The organism is Mesorhizobium sp. M0659 (genome assembly GCF_040320605.1).
Taxonomy (GTDB): Bacteria; Pseudomonadota; Alphaproteobacteria; order Rhizobiales; family Rhizobiaceae; genus Mesorhizobium.
The window spans coordinates 113,202-127,575 of sequence record NZ_JAMYPY010000006.1; the positions used below are offsets into that span (position 1 = coordinate 113,202).

Here is a 14,374-nt window from a genome sequence, read left to right on the forward strand (position 1 = left end):
ACCATCGGGACGCACTGAACTCGTCTTGTTTGCTTCTGCCTGCAGATGCCGTGGAGGTGCGGCCGGTTCGAACGCCGGTCGATAGCCTTCAGACCGCAGGCCCCTTGGGTTCATCTTGCCCGCGCCGAACGTCCAAGGCTTCGAGGGACCGAGGCCGCGACCAAAGCTTGCGTGTATTCGTGCGACGGCGCATTTAGCACGTCCTCGATGTTGCCCTGCTCGACGATGCGGCCTTCCTTCATCACCAGAACGTTTTCGCACAGGTACCGAGCCGCAAGCAGGTCATGCGAGATGAAGATGATCGTCGTCCCCCACCGAGCATTCAATTCCAGCAGCAGGTTGAGAATATTGGCCTGGACCGAAACGTCCAGTCCCGACACGATCTCGTCAGCGACGAGAATCGAGGGGCGCAGCGCCAGGGCGCGCCCTATGTTGACACGTTGCCTTTGCCCGCCCGAAAGCTGATGCGGGTATCGGTCAAGCAATGTTGGCGCCAGGTTGACATCGCGCGCCGCCTCCGCCGCCGTCGCTGGCGGCGAGGCGTTGGTCTGCGGCCTGACCTCCAGACCTTGCGTGAGCAGGCTGGCGACGGTGCGCCTGGGATTGAGCGCGGAATGCGGATCCTGGAAGATCATCTGGATTTCGCGGGCTTTTTCCCGGGACCAGCCCGCAATGATTTCTCCGTTGCCAAGAGCGATGCTGCCGTCCGTCGGCGCGCGCAATCCAACCAGAAGCTGCGCGATGCTGCTCTTGCCGCTACCGCTTTCGCCAATGATCGCCAGCCGCTCGGCACGCCTGACCGTGAACGAGACGTCCCGGACTGCGATGGTTGTCCTGCCGCCGAAAACCGGCAAAGGCCCTCCGCGGTAGGCAAGCGTGATCGATTGGCATCGAATCGCATCAGGTGCGTCCACGGGCGATGCCACCGCAGGATGCGGTCGTGCGGCATCCGCGTCGCGCCGCTCGGGATTGATGCAACGCAAGAGGCTGGTGCCGTCAACGTCTTCGACCAAAGGTATGCGCTCGGCGCGACATTGAGGAAGGACATTGGAGCAGCGCTCTGCAAACCGACAGCCGCGAATGGCCGGCAATTCCGGGACTTGCGGCATGCGGCCGTGCAGGCCCTCGACCTTGCACAGTTGGCCGCCGGCGCGCGGCGCCGCGTTCTGAAGGGCGCGCGCATAGGGATGCAGCGGCAGCCGGTCGCGTCCTCCTGCTGGCTGGATCTCGCAGATTTCGCCCGCGTAAAGGACAGCGATCTTGTTACAGATGGCGGCCGCGAGTTCGAGATCGTGTGAGATCAGCAATGCGGCGATACCGCTTCGCTCCTGCATGTCGCGCAGCAGCCCCATGATGTGTGTCTGGGTCACGACGTCAAGCGCCGTCGTCGGCTCATCTGCGATAATGATCTTGGGGCGGCAGCTAAACGCCATCGCGATCAGGACCCGCTGGCACTGCCCGCCGGAGAGCTGATGCGGGTAGCGGTGCTGCAGGCGCCCAACGTCGGGAAGCATCGTCGCGTTGAGGCTGTCTTCAATCATTGCCCTGCGACGCGCGCCCCCCGCAATGCCGCGATGCGAGAGATATTCATCGAACTGATTGTGGATCGTGCGTGCCGGATTGAGAGCACTCAAGGGCTCCTGCGGGACGAAGGCCACGTTTTGCGCCACCCATGCTCGACGCGCCTTGGGGGCAAGATCAAAGAGGTTGGCGCCGGCGACGCGGATGTCGCCGGTGCCAACCCTGAAACCGAGCGGCAGGCGGCCTGAAAGCGCCCGCGTCAACATGCTTTTGCCAGCGCCGGACTCGCCGACCAGGCCGGCCATCTCGCCTTGCGATATCGATAGGTTGATGTCGCGCAGAACGTCCGCGCTTCGGCTGTCGGCGAGATCGCAGACGATCGTCAGTCCATCGAACTGCAGCACCCGAGAATTCGTCATGCGGTTCGAGCCGGCGTGGCGAACCAATCCTTGAGTCCATCGCCCAGCAGATTGAATCCCATCACCGACACGATGATCGCCATGACCGGGAAGATCATCGCGGTCGGAGACTGGTAAAGGTAGGAGCGCGCGTCGGCGATCAAAACGCCCCAGGATGCAGTTCCGGCAGGCACGCTCAAGCCGACGAAGCCGAGGATCGCCTCCACGACGATCGCAGTTCCCATCTCCAATGCCGTCAGGGTCAACACCATTGGAAGAAGCGCCGGCAACACTTCCCTGAAGATGGTTCTGAGGTGGGAAAACCCCAATAGACGCGCCGCGCTGACATAGTCCTGGCTGCGGATCCGGATCACCTCGGCGCGGCCGACGCGACAGAAGCGGGTCCAGTCGACAAGCAGGATTGCCAGTATGACGTTGATCACACCGGTCCCAAGCCCGACCATCAGGGTCAGCGCGAGAACAACCGGCGGGAACGACATCCAGAGATCGACCACCTGGGTGAGAATCCGGTCCGTCCGCCCGCCGAAATAGCCCGACACGACAGCGATCGTGACACCGATCAGGGCGGCGCCAATGGACGCCACCACGGCAACCGTCAAGGCGAGACGCGCGCCATAGATCAGCTGTGACAGGATGCAGCGTCCCAGACTGTCGGTTCCAAGTGGAAAGGCCGGATCCCCGCCAGCCATCCAGCTCGGCGGCAGCAACGTGTTGATCAGGTCCATCGCATTGACGTCATGGGGGGCAATCATCGGCGCGGACAGCGCGACCATGACAAGGCAGGTCACGATCGCCGCGCCGGCGACCAACTTCGCCGGCACGCGTTTGCGGTGCGATCCTGTCCCGGCGGGTGGCGCTCCCGGGTTGGTACCGACTGCCAGACCGTCGACATGTCCAATGCTCATTGCGTCCGGGCCTTCGGATTGAAGATGACAAGCGCGACATCGGCCAGCACGTTGATCACCAACGTGAAGGCGCAGAAGACAATGGCCAGCCCCTGGACCAGTGGCAGATCATTGTTCTTCACCGCCTGCACCATGAGGTTCCCCAGGCCCGGCAATGAGAACAGACTTTCAACCAGGACGGTGGCTCCCAACAGGAAGCCAAACTGGGTGCCGATGATGGCGATCGTGGCTGGGGCCGCGTTGGGAAGCAGATGACGCCAGATCACCCGGCTTTCGGAATACCCCCTTTGGCGTGCCGTCTCGGCAAAGGGCGCGGTATCAACCTCGATGAGCGCACCGCGGATGACGCGCACTACAAGCGGCGTGAAGCCGAGCGCCAGTGCAGAGGCCGGGAGAACCAGATGCGACATTGCATCGCGCAGCCCGGGCCAGTCGGCGTGCACGAGAAAGTCGAGCAGGACCAACCCGGTCGGGCCGGGTGCGGTAAATTCCGAGCCATACCGGCCTGCGGTTGGCAACAGGTTGAAGAAGACACCAAAGATGAGGATCAATGCGATCGCCCAGAGGAAGGCCGGAACCGACATCATGAAATCGAACAGGACGTCCAGGCTCAACGCGATCGCGCGCCATGCGCGGGCCCTGAAATACAAGACAGCCAGCGGCAGACTGATCGCAATCGACAAAACCAGCGCCGTCAGGGCCAGTTCGACTGTCGCGGGCAAGGCGTTCAGGGCAAGCTGCGACACCCCTGCCTTCAAGGCTATCGACTGACCGAGATCGCCATGAAGGGCGGCCTGGAGCCAGGTCAGATACTGCACGGGGATAGGCCGGTTGAAGCCAAGGGCGGTGCGGATGTTTTCCACATCGGCCGCGGTCGCCGTCGGTGGTATCATCATGCTCAGCGGGTCGGACGGCAACAGCCGCAGGACCACGAACACGCACACCGACAAAAGCAGCATCGTGAATGGCAGACCGATCAGCCTGAGGATGAAGGTCCTGATTATTCCTTGCACCGCGCCGACCCTTGGCTGCGTTTTCGTGTCAGGACATTTCCGCCGGCAAAACGTAGCTGGCCGGATGCGGTGTGAACTTGATGTCGGATTTGTAGGCGACGGTCATCACCGCCTGCAGCAGCGGAATGCACCAGTTGTTCTCTGATGCCTTGCGGTTGAGGGCCCGGTAGCCGGCGATGCGCTTGGCCTCGTCCGGTTCGCGCAGCAGCGCCTCGACTTCGGCGGTTACGGCGTCGTCCTTCCATGCCGAGAACGGCAGCCGCGGATCCAGAAGCCGACCCGCATAATTTTCAGGATCCTGTGTCGCATTGCCCCAGCTGTAGAGTGTTACGCCCGGCAGTTTGTGGTTGTGGTTGAGCTCGAAATACTTCGCCACGGTGATTTCATCGATCGTCGCCTCGATGCCAACGGCCCGCCACATCGCGCTGATGGCGCGCGCAACTTCGTAGTCTCCGGGGAATGTGCCGTTTGTTGTCAGCAATCTGATCTTTGCAGGCTTTTCCGGGCTGTAGCCCGATTTTGCGAGCGCTTCGCTGGCGGCGGCCGGATCGTGGGGGACGACGAAATCCGGCACGTCGCCGAGCGTTCCGGGCGGCGACAGCACCGAGATCGCCGGCGCCACCCCGGCGTAGAACGCCTTGGAGAGGGCCTTTTTGTCGATCGCCAGATGCATGGCGCGCCGGACGTTGTCGTCCTTGTAGATGTCGACGTGACTCGGGATCTGCAGGATGTAGAGTTCCGCAATCGGGAAGATATCGACCTTGAATTTCGATCCGCTCTGCAAGCGCGTCGCCTCACGGATGGGCACCTGCAGCGCCATATCGACCTCGCCTGACTCAAGCGCAGCGACGCGCGTGGCAGGCTCGGAGAGAATCTGGAAAAACACTGAAGGAATAGCCGGCGTGCCATCCCAGAACTCGTTCATCGCCTCAAGCAGAAGCCGCGATCCGCGCTGGTAGTCCTTGATCCTGTAAGGTCCGGCTCCGATCGGCTTGGCCAGGAAGCTTTCAAGCCCGTCGCGCTCTATCACCACCTTGGGCAGGATATAGGCACCCAGGAACGCGAAGTATGGCACCACCGTCGGCGCCGGCTTGCGAAAATTCACGATGCAATCGGTGGCGGAAGAGATGTCGACGGTCGTCAGGTCGGGGATCATGCCACGCAGCACGATGGTCTTGTTTTGAGCGAGCCGCGTTTCGAAGGAATATTTGAAATCGGCCGTCGTCAGCGGGGTGTCGTCATGGAACTTGAGACCTTCGCGAAGCTTCACCTTCAACTGGGTCATGTCGTCATTTGCCCATTCCCACGATAGGAACTGACGCGGCGCGATCTTGCCGTCGCGGTCGACGATCATCGGGCTGTCGAAAACGGTCTTGTAGATCGACTGCAACGCGGGGCTGGTGACCGATGTCGGATCCCAGGACTGGACGTCGATCGGATACGCGATGCCCAGGCTCGCGCGCTTGTCCTGGGCCCAAATATTGGTGGTGACGCCGCCAAGCGTCAGGACTGCCACCGAACCCAGCAGAAAATCCCTGCGTTGAACTGACATCGCACGCTCCTGCCAAAAGACCAAATCCCGAAGCCTCTGCTGTGCGGCAGCTCCCATTGCCTGTTTTCCGCATGCCCCACACACGCAAAGGCTCTTGTTGAGCCCAACAAACACCACCGGCTCTTGCTGTGTCAACTAAAATATTACAAAATATATCTCTGTGCGGGCAAGGCGTCTTTTGGGACCAGGAGATGGGTGATGGACGAGCGGTGGCAGGGGGAAGTCGAGCATCTGCTCGCGGCAATCGGAGCCAATCTCGATCCGACGGAGATGGATGCATTCCGACATGCCTTGGCGGACCTCGACCGCATGCGGGCAGACGTGCGGGACGCGTTGCGTCAACTGGATGCAGAGGCGCATTGCGGAGGAAAAAACCCATGAGCAAAGCAACGAGGACACTGTTGAATCAGGCCGCCACGGGGGCGATGCCGGTGCGAGAGATGGCGGCAGCTTTCCGGCGTGGCGACTTCACCGCCCGTGAGTTGACGGCGGCGACCCTGGAGAACATCGCCCGCTCGAACCCCGCAATTCGTGCCTTCACCTGCCTGTCGCCAACGGCGTTGGCTGACGCCGCACGCGCGGACGACGAGCTTGCACGCGGGCTCGACCTCGGTCCTTTCCACGGGATTCCAATCGCCCTGAAGGATATCTACGACGTGAAGGGAATGACCACCACCTGCTCTTCCTTTCACCGCCTCGATCATGTCGCATTGCTCGACAGCACGATCGCCGAACGCCTGCGCGACGGTGGCGCCATCATCGTCGGCAAGCTCGCCACCTATGAGTTCGCGTTTGGCGATCCGCAGAACGACCTGCCTTTCCCGGCGGCACGAAATCCCTGGGATCTGGGCTACGATACGGGTGGCTCCTCCTCCGGATCCGGCGCAGCCGTTGCAGCGGGGCTGTTGCGGGTCGCCTTCGGTACGGATACTGGCGGCTCCATTCGTTGTCCGGCCGCCTGGTGCGGTGTCACAGGCCTCAAGCCTACTGCTGGACGCCTAAGCGCCGCGGGCGTGTTCCCGCTGTCTCCGACGCTCGATACATGCGGACCGCTGGCGAAGAGCGTGGACGACGCGGCGCTCGCATTGTGGGCGGTTCACGGCCTGGATCAACGTGACGGCAAGACGGTCGCAAGGCCAATGCCGATTTTCCGTCACCCGATATCGGGTGACGTTGCGGGCTTGAAGATAGCAGTGGCGGCCAACTACCTCCACGACCCTTCCGTGGAAGAACAGACGCGGCGAGGCATCATGGCCGCGCTTGATGCTCTCGCGCGCGCAGGCGCCGAGATCGCGCATGTCGAGTTGCCCGAATACAGCACCTTTTCCGCTTGCGCTCATCTCATTTTGCTTTCGGAGGCCTTCGCACTCCATCGCGCTCGAATTGCCTCTGACTTCCGGAAATTCGGCGCGACCCTTCGCCAGCGCCTGCCGCTCGGGGCCTTTGTCACACAGGACGATCTGGCCGTCGCCAGGCAATTGCGCGAACGGCTGACGGACAAGCTCAACGACGTGCTTGTCCGCCACGACGCCATCGTGACCACCTGCTCGCTGGGAACGGCTGGCCGACCCTATGCGCCCGATGGGGTCAATCCAGGCGACTGGCCGATGCGCACAATTCCCTTCAACCTCACCGGCCACCCAGCGCTGGCGGTGCCATCGGGCGTGGCGGCCAATGGCCTGCCGATATCGCTCCAGATCGTGGGACGGTTTTTCGACGAGGCGACAATCCTGGGCATCGGCCGCGCCATCGAGGATGTGACCGGTTCCGACAGATGGAGGATATGGCCGACACCCGACAAGACCCTGCAAGCCGCCGGCATTAAAGCGGCTTGGAACCCCTCAATGTTTTGACCGGTTCGGCGTGCCCGGATTCCACCCGCACCGGCATGGCCGAAACCGCCACTGCCGCGGCCATTTGGCTGATGAATGCCGACCGATCGATCATTGGACGGCAGCAATTGGGTATCGGAAGTGCATTGCCAAAGAACCTTGGAAGCGAGACGCGCATTGAAGTCGCCTGAAGTGACGCGATGACGTTCGAAACAGGCCCGGCATTTAACACGGCGAGCGCGATTTCAACTCAAAAAGTTTCAGTTGAAATATCACAATATTTATCTATGGTCGACAAAGGTGCATTGGTGATCGTCGATAGTGGGATGCTGCCGACGGTCTCGGCTTGCGGCCTGAGTTTCGTCGGCATGGCTTCCCGCGGACAGGAGACCGAATCCAGGAGGACAGATGAAGCCTGAGAAGATTCTCTACGAGATCGGCATGACCGCAACCGGCGGCCGCGAAGGATACGTCACTGGCCCTGGCCTTGATGAGCCGATGAAGCTGTCCTTGCCAAAATCCATGGGCGGCTCAGGTGGAGATGGAACCAATCCTGAAAAGCTGTTCGCCTCTGGATATGCGGCTTGCTTTCTCGGTGCGGTCAGGTTCGTCGCCCGCAGCATGAAGACTGCGCTGCCGGAGACTGTATCGGTAACCGCGACGATCGGCATTGGACCCATCGAGATCGGCTATGCCCTCGCCGCCAGGCTTGAAGTTGCCATGCCGGGCGTCGATCGTGACCTCGCGGTGGAGATCGTCGAGGCGGCACATCAACGCTGTCCCTATTCCAACGCGACGCGCGGCAACATCGATGTCGAACTCGTGGTCATGTAGCCAAGCTGCGGCTGGCCAAATGGACCGACGACAAATTTCGACTTGCATGAAGGCTAGAGCATGATTCCTGCCGACCGATTTCCGGAGGGGGCAGAAGCCTATTGCGGCGCCGCGAGGGCGCGCCAGACCTGGCTCGTGGACCATTTTGGCCCCCGGTTGCGCACCCTGCCGGCGCTGCTTGAGCATCAGGCCAAACGGTTCGGAGGCAGGACGCTGTTCATCGCCGACGGGCGCACGATAACCTTTCAGCAGGCCCCTGACCTGGCCGCCTGTTGGGCTGGCATGCTTGCCGCAAACGGGCTCTCAAGGGGCGATCGGCTGGGCGTGCTTTGCGGCAACCGGCCGGAATTCATGGAATTGACGTGGGGCGCAGCCTGGCTTGGCGCCACACTTATCCCCATCAACATCGCGTCGCGCGGCTTCCAGCTCCGGCACATCCTCAGCAATTCGGGCGCCAAGATGCTGTGCATCGAGGCCGAATTGCTCGGGTCGCTGGACACGATCGACAGGCAAGCCCTGGCTTTGGAGCGCGTGTTCGCGATTGGCGCCACAGGCTCCCGCGATTTGCCACCAGGCGTCGATCCGCTGCCGCCAGCGGCCGGACCGATCAAGGCGGCTGACGTGCGCATGTCGGACCTGCTGGCGATCCTCTATACATCTGGAACGACGGGGCTGTCGAAAGGTGTTTGCTGCCCTCATGGCCAGTACTTTTGGTGGGCCATCCATACCGGACGGCAGCTCGGCATCCGCGAAGGCGATGTCCTCCACACCAGTCTGCCGCTTTTTCACACCAACGCCTTAAACTGCTTTTTCCAGGCGCTTCTCAATGGCGCTACCCAGGTCACTGACACCCGGTTTTCGGTGTCGCGGTTCTGGACCAGGCTACGGGCCTCGAACGCCACAGTCACCTATCTGTTGGGCGCAATGGTGCCGATGCTGATGTCCCAGCCGCGTCGCCCGGAGGAACGGGATCACGATGTCCGGGTTGCGCTCACGCCAGGCGTGCCAGGCACTTTTCACACGGAGTTCACGCAACGGACCGGCATCGTACCGCTGGACGGCTTCGGTTCGACGGAAAGCAATGCAGTGATCGGAACCACGCTGGAAACGCTCAGACCAGGGTGCATGGGCCGCTTGTCGGACGGCTTTGAGGCTCGCGTCGTCGACGAGTACGACCACGAGCTTGCCGATGGGATGCCGGGCGAACTCATCCTGCGCGCCGACCAGCCCTATGCGTTCGCGTCCGGCTACTTCGCGATGCCCGACAAGACTCTGGAGGCCTGGCAAAATCTGTGGCTGCACACTGGCGACCGTGTCGTGCGAGAGCCAGATGGCTACTACCGCTTCGTCGATCGCATAAAGGACACCATACGCCGGCGCGGTGAGAATATTTCCTCCTATGAGGTCGAGCAGGCCGTGCTGTCGCATCCCGCCGTATCGATGGTCGCGGCGTTTCCCGTTTCATCGGAACTTGCCGAGGACGAAGTCATGGTGGCTATCATAGCCAGGAGCGGTCTTGTCCTCGATCCGGTGGATCTCATCCGCCACTGCGAGGTCCAGTTGCCTTACTTCGCCGTTCCGCGCTTCATCGACATCGTTGCCGACCTGCCGCGAACCGAAAACGGCAAGGTGCAGAAATTCAAGCTTCGCGAGACAGGGATAACGTCCACCACCTGGGACCGGGAACAGGCCGGTGTGACGGTCAAACGATGAGGCAGAAAGCCGTGATCTCGGGCGCGACCGGACTGCCCTATCAACGTCGCCCCGAGGGCGTGACTACGGGTCTTTTGCTGCGTGATGTCCTTCTGGCGCTTCTGGGGCAGACCGGGCTCATCCGCGACCAGATTGACGGTCTGGCGATCAGTTCGTTCACGCTGCGACCCGACAAGGCAATCGACATAGCCTGGCGGTTTGGTCTGCGGCCGCGCTGGATCATGGACGACCAGAATGGTGGCGCCAGCGGTCTCAACATGCTCCAGCACGCAATTCGTGCAGTGGAGAGCGGCGATGCGAACGCGATCGCAATCCTGGCCGCCGATCACTTCAGTGGCGCGGACTTCGTCGACCTCAACAACAATTACAGCAGGACGGTGCGCGACCATCTCTCGCCGCTCCAGTTCAGTGGCCCCAACAGCCTGTTTGCGATCCTGACGTCGCAGATGATGGATCGCGATGGGCTCGAACGGTCCGATTTCGGTACACTCTGCATCGCGCAACGCCAATGGGCAGCAGGAAATCCCCGTGCTGCCTATCGCCAGCCCCTTGCAATGGATGTCTATCGCTCGGCCAAGCGTGTGGCCGGTCCCTTGAGCGTGTTCGATTGTGTCCCCGTTGTCTCGGGTGCCGAGGCTATCCTAGTCAGCCGCGAAGGCCTGCTGCGTGGTATACCGTCCGTCAAAGTGCGTTCGCTGAAGGCATTGCACAATTTCGATCGGCACGAAGGCAACGGATTGACCACTGGTCTCTCGGTCATAGCGCCTGAACTCTGGGCCGAATCCGGCCTTGAGCCGTCCGACATTGACGTTGTGCAATGCTATGACGACTACCCGGTAATGGTGATGGTGCAGCTGCGCGATCTCGGCTTCGTGCGCGACGTGCCATTGCGCGACTTCATCAAAGATCGGATCGCGACGCACGCATTGCCGGTGAACACGTCAGGTGGCCAACTCTCCGCCGGACAGCCAGGCGCGGCGGGCGGATTACACGGCCTCGTCGAGGCCGTGACCCAACTCGCCGGCCGCGGTGGCGATCGCCAGGTGGCAGGAGCGCGGCGAGCGCTCGTTTCCGGCTACGGCATGATGGAATACCGATACTGTCTTTGCGCCAATGCAGTGATTTTGGAAAGCGGGGCATGAGTGTTCAGATCCAAATCTGCGTCGCCTGCGGCCACGCACACTTTCCCGACATGTTGCTATGTGCCAGTTGCGCGGGGGCCAGCTTCTCACATGCCTGTGTGGAGGGCGGAAAACTCATCGCGGCGACCGACATCTGTTATCGCGTCGGCGGCCGCACTGGTGACGCCAAGCTGCTCGGTTTGCTGGAGACCGATCCCAAGACCCTCGTCCTAGCGCGCATGGAGATCAAGGCGCGGCCCGGTCAGTGGCTTCGCCTGAGCCTTGTCGGCGACGCGGTCTGGGCTTGCGTCTGACGATCGGTAATCAGTCTATCGCGCGAAAGAACTGCTCCTTGGGTGTGCGGACCTTCTTCAAGTCAACAAGCCAGTCGTCATCAGCGTTGCGGTAACCAAGGCACATGACGACAGCCGAACGAAGCCCAAGCGCGGCAAGCCCGAGAATGGTGTCGTACTCGCTCGGGTCAAAGCCCTCAATCGGCGTACTGTCCACCCCCTCCAGTGCTGCCGCCACAAGTCCGAAGCCAAGCGCGACATAGCTTTGCCGTGCGGCATGCTCGAAGTTCACTTGCGGGTTGCGCGGCGGATACCTCTCCAAAAGGCCATTGCGGTAGGCAAGGAACCCTTCGCTAGGCTCCACGGCCCTGACCTTCAGCATATGGTCATAGACTTTGTTGATGCGCTCGGGCGTATACGTATCCCAGGCAGCGAACACCAGAAGATGGGAACATTCCTCGATCTGGCGCTGGTCCCTCGTCGCCGGCCTCAGTTTCGCGCGCAACTCGCGATTGTTGATGATGAGCACCTCGAACTGTTGCAGGCCGCTTGATGAGGGCGCCATCCAGATCGCGTCGAGGATGCACTGTAGTTTGTCGGCCGGAATCTGTCTTTGCGGGTTGTAGGCTTTGGTGGCATAGCGCCATGCGAGAGCGGCGCGCAGGGCGGTCGACGCCTTGAATGATACCTCTGTCGGTTCAAAGAGCATGATGGGCTTCCAGTCGTTGGCGATTGTGCATCCACGCCCTCACGGGGTGGGTCTCGACAGTGACCCGGACGCAGGCACGGTCATCTTGAGTTGAATCACATGATATTTCAGATGATTTTTAAATCAAGTGCGATCGGCTAAGGCACCCGCGACTGTTGCAGGGCTGTTGTCCGGGAAGCCAGCAATGCAAGTGCTTGAATATAGGATCACAAGATATATCATGTGATCGATCAGTTCGTTTGAGCTGCACGCTCAATGCCAGTTAGTTGCGGGGTTGGGAGAGCCCGGCCGGCGCTTCGGCGCGACCCAGGAGGTCGGCAAGAAACTTTGAGGCGCGCAACCCGTGGCATGACGTCAACAGACTCGGCGAGCCGAAGGCAGTCCATTCAGCCAAGCCTCTCGCCAATCATTTCCATGGCTGAGCCTGTTTGGAGCCCGGTGTGCGAATCTTCTGGCAGAGCTTTCTCGACGAGACCACAAGCGCCGCTTATCTCGCCCGGCTCGCGACCTATCTCAATGACATTGCGTCACCGGGGGTGACGGTCGATGTGCAGGGTATCAGTCCACCCGACCGGGATTTTGGCCGGTTGAGTGAGTTTCGTTGCGCCATCATGGCGGTCGACAACGGGCTTGAGGCGGAAGCAGCCGGCTACGACGCCTACGTATTGGGTCATTTCCAGGACCCTGGGCTCTACGAGCTTCGTTCGGCTGTGCGCATTCCTGTCATAGGCGTCGGAGAAGCAACCATGCTGGTTGCGTCACAGCTGGGCAGACGCATCGGCCTCGTTACCTTGCACGCGCATTTCACCAACTGGCACTATGAACAGGCCGAGCGCTATGGGCTTGGGTTACGCATAGCCGATGTTGTCGGAATGGACTGTCGGCCGCAAGATTTTGCCGCGGCGTTCGAGGGCGACGCCGAGGCCAAGGAGCGGATGCTGCGCGATTTCCATGCCTGCGCAAAGCCCATGGTCGAACGCGGCGCCGATGTCATTTTACCCGCAGGCGTTCTGCCCGGACTGCTGCTCAGCAGCGAGCATGGCTACACTGTCGCGAATGCGCCGGTCGTTAACTGCGCAGCGGTGGCACTTAAGAGCGCCGAGATGTGGATTCAGCTTCGGCGACTCAACGGGCTCGAACCGAACCGCGGGCCGAGCTTCGCCTTGGCGACGGAGACTGCCAAGGCCGACTTCCAGTCTTTTGTCGCGAATGGGCGGTCGAAGCCGGCCAAAGCCAGAGTCTGACATCGCCTATCGTTCCCATGTTTGCTGGCAATAGCTCCGGGTATTCTTGGCGGCTTGCACGGCCGCGCGGACTCATCGGAAGCCGCCACCAGACGCCAGCACCGCGGCAGATGGCAAGGGGTGGCCGAGCCGCCAAGGAGCCGACAAGGCTGCGGCAATGTCGATCGGAACATGGCGCGAAGCGTTCCGTAGGCGAGGAATGAAAAGCAGGTGCTCGCGAAAGGGCCGATCTGTTGTCCGGTACAACGTCCCCAACGACTTGCGGAAAGGCAATATGCCAGATATTTCATCAGAGATTTTCGCGAACGAACGCATCGCTGGTGGCGCAAGGTAGCAACAGAGCCTCTGGCGTCCTTTAGGAACGATCAAACTTGGCCATGCCAAAAAAACCCATCCAAAAGAAGAGTCGCGATACGGCGAATTCGTCCAAAATTGCGGCTCCCAAGACAGTGCCTCTCGTCACGCAGGCCTATGAGAGGATCAAAGAAAAGATTATTACACTTCACTTCCTGCCGGGCCAGTATCTGAATGAGGCTGCCATCTGCGGGCAGCTCGCACTGGGTCGCACGCCGGTCCATCAGGCACTGCAGCGCCTCCATCTTGAAGGCATGGTGGAGATATTGCCGCGCAAGGGGATAATTGTTCAGCCCGACAGTTTGAGCGAGATCATCAAGATTCTCGACTCCCGCCTTACGGTTGAACCTGACATCGCGCGCGGGGCTGCCTATCGGGTCAAGGCCGGCGAGGTTGAGGCTTCGGCATTGGAAGAGCTCCGCGCGGTCGCCGTCGCCACCGACCCGAACCAGGTCCCGCCAGACATCGCTGCTTTTACCACCAACGATCGGCGATTTCACCGTCAGCTTGCAGAGCTTTCCGGCAATGATGTGCTCAGCGATTTTGCGCGGCGGTTGCATGAGCGATCGACGCGATTTTGGTACCTCAATCTCTGGCAGACGATAGATGTACCGGCATCAAACAAGCAGCATGCCAGCATTGCCAAGGCCGTCATTGCGGGCGATGGGGACAAAGCTGCCCAGAGGATGCATGAGCACATACTGGCGCTGCGTGAGCGGCTGGAGCATGTCCAGAAGATGTCGCCGGGTGCCTTTCGGGGCACCGTTACTCCCTAGGTGGTTTGCCTTGTTTTTCTCACCGTGCGAAAGGCTCGGGCAGTGTCTGCTTGGTCAGCCTTGGTCAACAAAGTCGAAGTAACCTGCG

General features: G+C 61.2%; 15 protein-coding genes. 10 read left to right on the top strand and 5 right to left on the bottom strand.

Annotated features, from left to right (window positions below; translation table 11 throughout):
• Positions 1 to 110: 110 nt before the first annotated feature.
• From NKI31_RS12195 to NKI31_RS12210, 4 genes are all read right to left on the bottom strand, one after another.
• Entirely contained in the window at positions 111 to 1,925 is a 1,815-nt protein-coding gene (locus NKI31_RS12195) for an ABC transporter ATP-binding protein (RefSeq protein WP_352651639.1), read from the bottom strand.
• Between the two features lie 11 nt (positions 1,926 to 1,936).
• Positions 1,937 to 2,749: an ABC transporter permease gene (locus NKI31_RS12200; protein WP_352651640.1), complete on the bottom strand. Its 813-nt coding sequence runs from the start codon at positions 2,747 to 2,749 to the stop codon at positions 1,937 to 1,939.
• Positions 2,750 to 2,841: 92 nt separating this feature from the next.
• Positions 2,842 to 3,858, bottom strand: coding sequence for an ABC transporter permease (locus tag NKI31_RS12205; RefSeq protein WP_352651641.1), 1,017 nt, complete (start codon positions 3,856 to 3,858; stop codon positions 2,842 to 2,844).
• 28 nt (positions 3,859 to 3,886) lie between these two features.
• Entirely contained in the window at positions 3,887 to 5,410 is a 1,524-nt protein-coding gene (locus NKI31_RS12210) for an ABC transporter substrate-binding protein (protein ID WP_352651642.1), read from the bottom strand.
• Between the two features lie 198 nt (positions 5,411 to 5,608).
• On the opposite strand from NKI31_RS12210, the gene NKI31_RS12215 reads away from it, so the two are divergent.
• Genes NKI31_RS12215 through NKI31_RS12250 form a run of 8 tightly spaced genes read left to right on the top strand, consistent with a single transcriptional unit; the run spans position 5,609 to position 11,224 of the window.
• Positions 5,609 to 5,791, top strand: a complete 183-nt coding sequence (locus tag NKI31_RS12215; RefSeq protein ID WP_352651643.1) for a hypothetical protein — start codon at positions 5,609 to 5,611, stop codon at positions 5,789 to 5,791.
• Positions 5,788 to 7,263 carry an amidase gene (locus tag NKI31_RS12220; protein ID WP_352651644.1) on the top strand — a complete coding sequence of 492 codons (1,476 nt, stop codon included), beginning with the start codon at positions 5,788 to 5,790 and terminating at the stop codon, positions 7,261 to 7,263. The genes NKI31_RS12215 and NKI31_RS12220 overlap by 4 nt, the downstream gene beginning before the upstream one ends.
• Entirely contained in the window at positions 7,260 to 7,433 is a 174-nt protein-coding gene (locus NKI31_RS12225; protein ID WP_352651645.1) for a hypothetical protein, read from the top strand. Before NKI31_RS12220 ends, NKI31_RS12225 begins: the two co-directional genes overlap by 4 nt.
• A 9-nt stretch (positions 7,434 to 7,442) precedes the next feature.
• Positions 7,443 to 7,661: a hypothetical protein gene (locus tag NKI31_RS12230; protein WP_352651646.1), complete on the top strand. Its 219-nt coding sequence runs from the start codon at positions 7,443 to 7,445 to the stop codon at positions 7,659 to 7,661.
• Entirely contained in the window at positions 7,651 to 8,076 is a 426-nt protein-coding gene (locus NKI31_RS12235) for an organic hydroperoxide resistance protein (protein ID WP_352651647.1), read from the top strand. The genes NKI31_RS12230 and NKI31_RS12235 overlap by 11 nt, the downstream gene beginning before the upstream one ends.
• 60 nt (positions 8,077 to 8,136) lie before the next feature.
• Positions 8,137 to 9,789, top strand: coding sequence for an ATP-dependent acyl-CoA ligase (locus NKI31_RS12240; RefSeq protein ID WP_352651648.1), 1,653 nt, complete (start codon positions 8,137 to 8,139; stop codon positions 9,787 to 9,789).
• Positions 9,786 to 10,931 (top strand): thiolase family protein, encoded by a 1,146-nt coding sequence (locus NKI31_RS12245; protein ID WP_352651649.1) that lies wholly within the window; start codon positions 9,786 to 9,788, stop codon positions 10,929 to 10,931. The genes NKI31_RS12240 and NKI31_RS12245 overlap by 4 nt, the downstream gene beginning before the upstream one ends.
• Positions 10,928 to 11,224 (top strand): hypothetical protein, encoded by a 297-nt coding sequence (locus NKI31_RS12250; RefSeq protein WP_352651650.1) that lies wholly within the window; start codon positions 10,928 to 10,930, stop codon positions 11,222 to 11,224. Before NKI31_RS12245 ends, NKI31_RS12250 begins: the two co-directional genes overlap by 4 nt.
• A gap of 10 nt (positions 11,225 to 11,234) precedes the next feature.
• Here the strand turns inward: NKI31_RS12250 and NKI31_RS12255 are convergent, their stop codons facing one another.
• Positions 11,235 to 11,912, bottom strand: coding sequence for an NAD(P)H-dependent oxidoreductase (locus tag NKI31_RS12255; protein WP_352651651.1), 678 nt, complete (start codon positions 11,910 to 11,912; stop codon positions 11,235 to 11,237).
• A 440-nt stretch (positions 11,913 to 12,352) separates the two neighbouring features.
• Here NKI31_RS12255 and NKI31_RS12260 point away from each other — a divergent pair, with 440 nt between their 5' ends.
• Positions 12,353 to 13,156, top strand: coding sequence for an aspartate/glutamate racemase family protein (locus tag NKI31_RS12260; RefSeq protein WP_352651652.1), 804 nt, complete (start codon positions 12,353 to 12,355; stop codon positions 13,154 to 13,156).
• A 377-nt stretch (positions 13,157 to 13,533) separates the two neighbouring features.
• Positions 13,534 to 14,286, top strand: a complete 753-nt coding sequence (locus NKI31_RS12265; protein WP_352651782.1) for a GntR family transcriptional regulator — start codon at positions 13,534 to 13,536, stop codon at positions 14,284 to 14,286.
• The last annotated feature ends 88 nt before the right edge of the window (positions 14,287 to 14,374 follow it).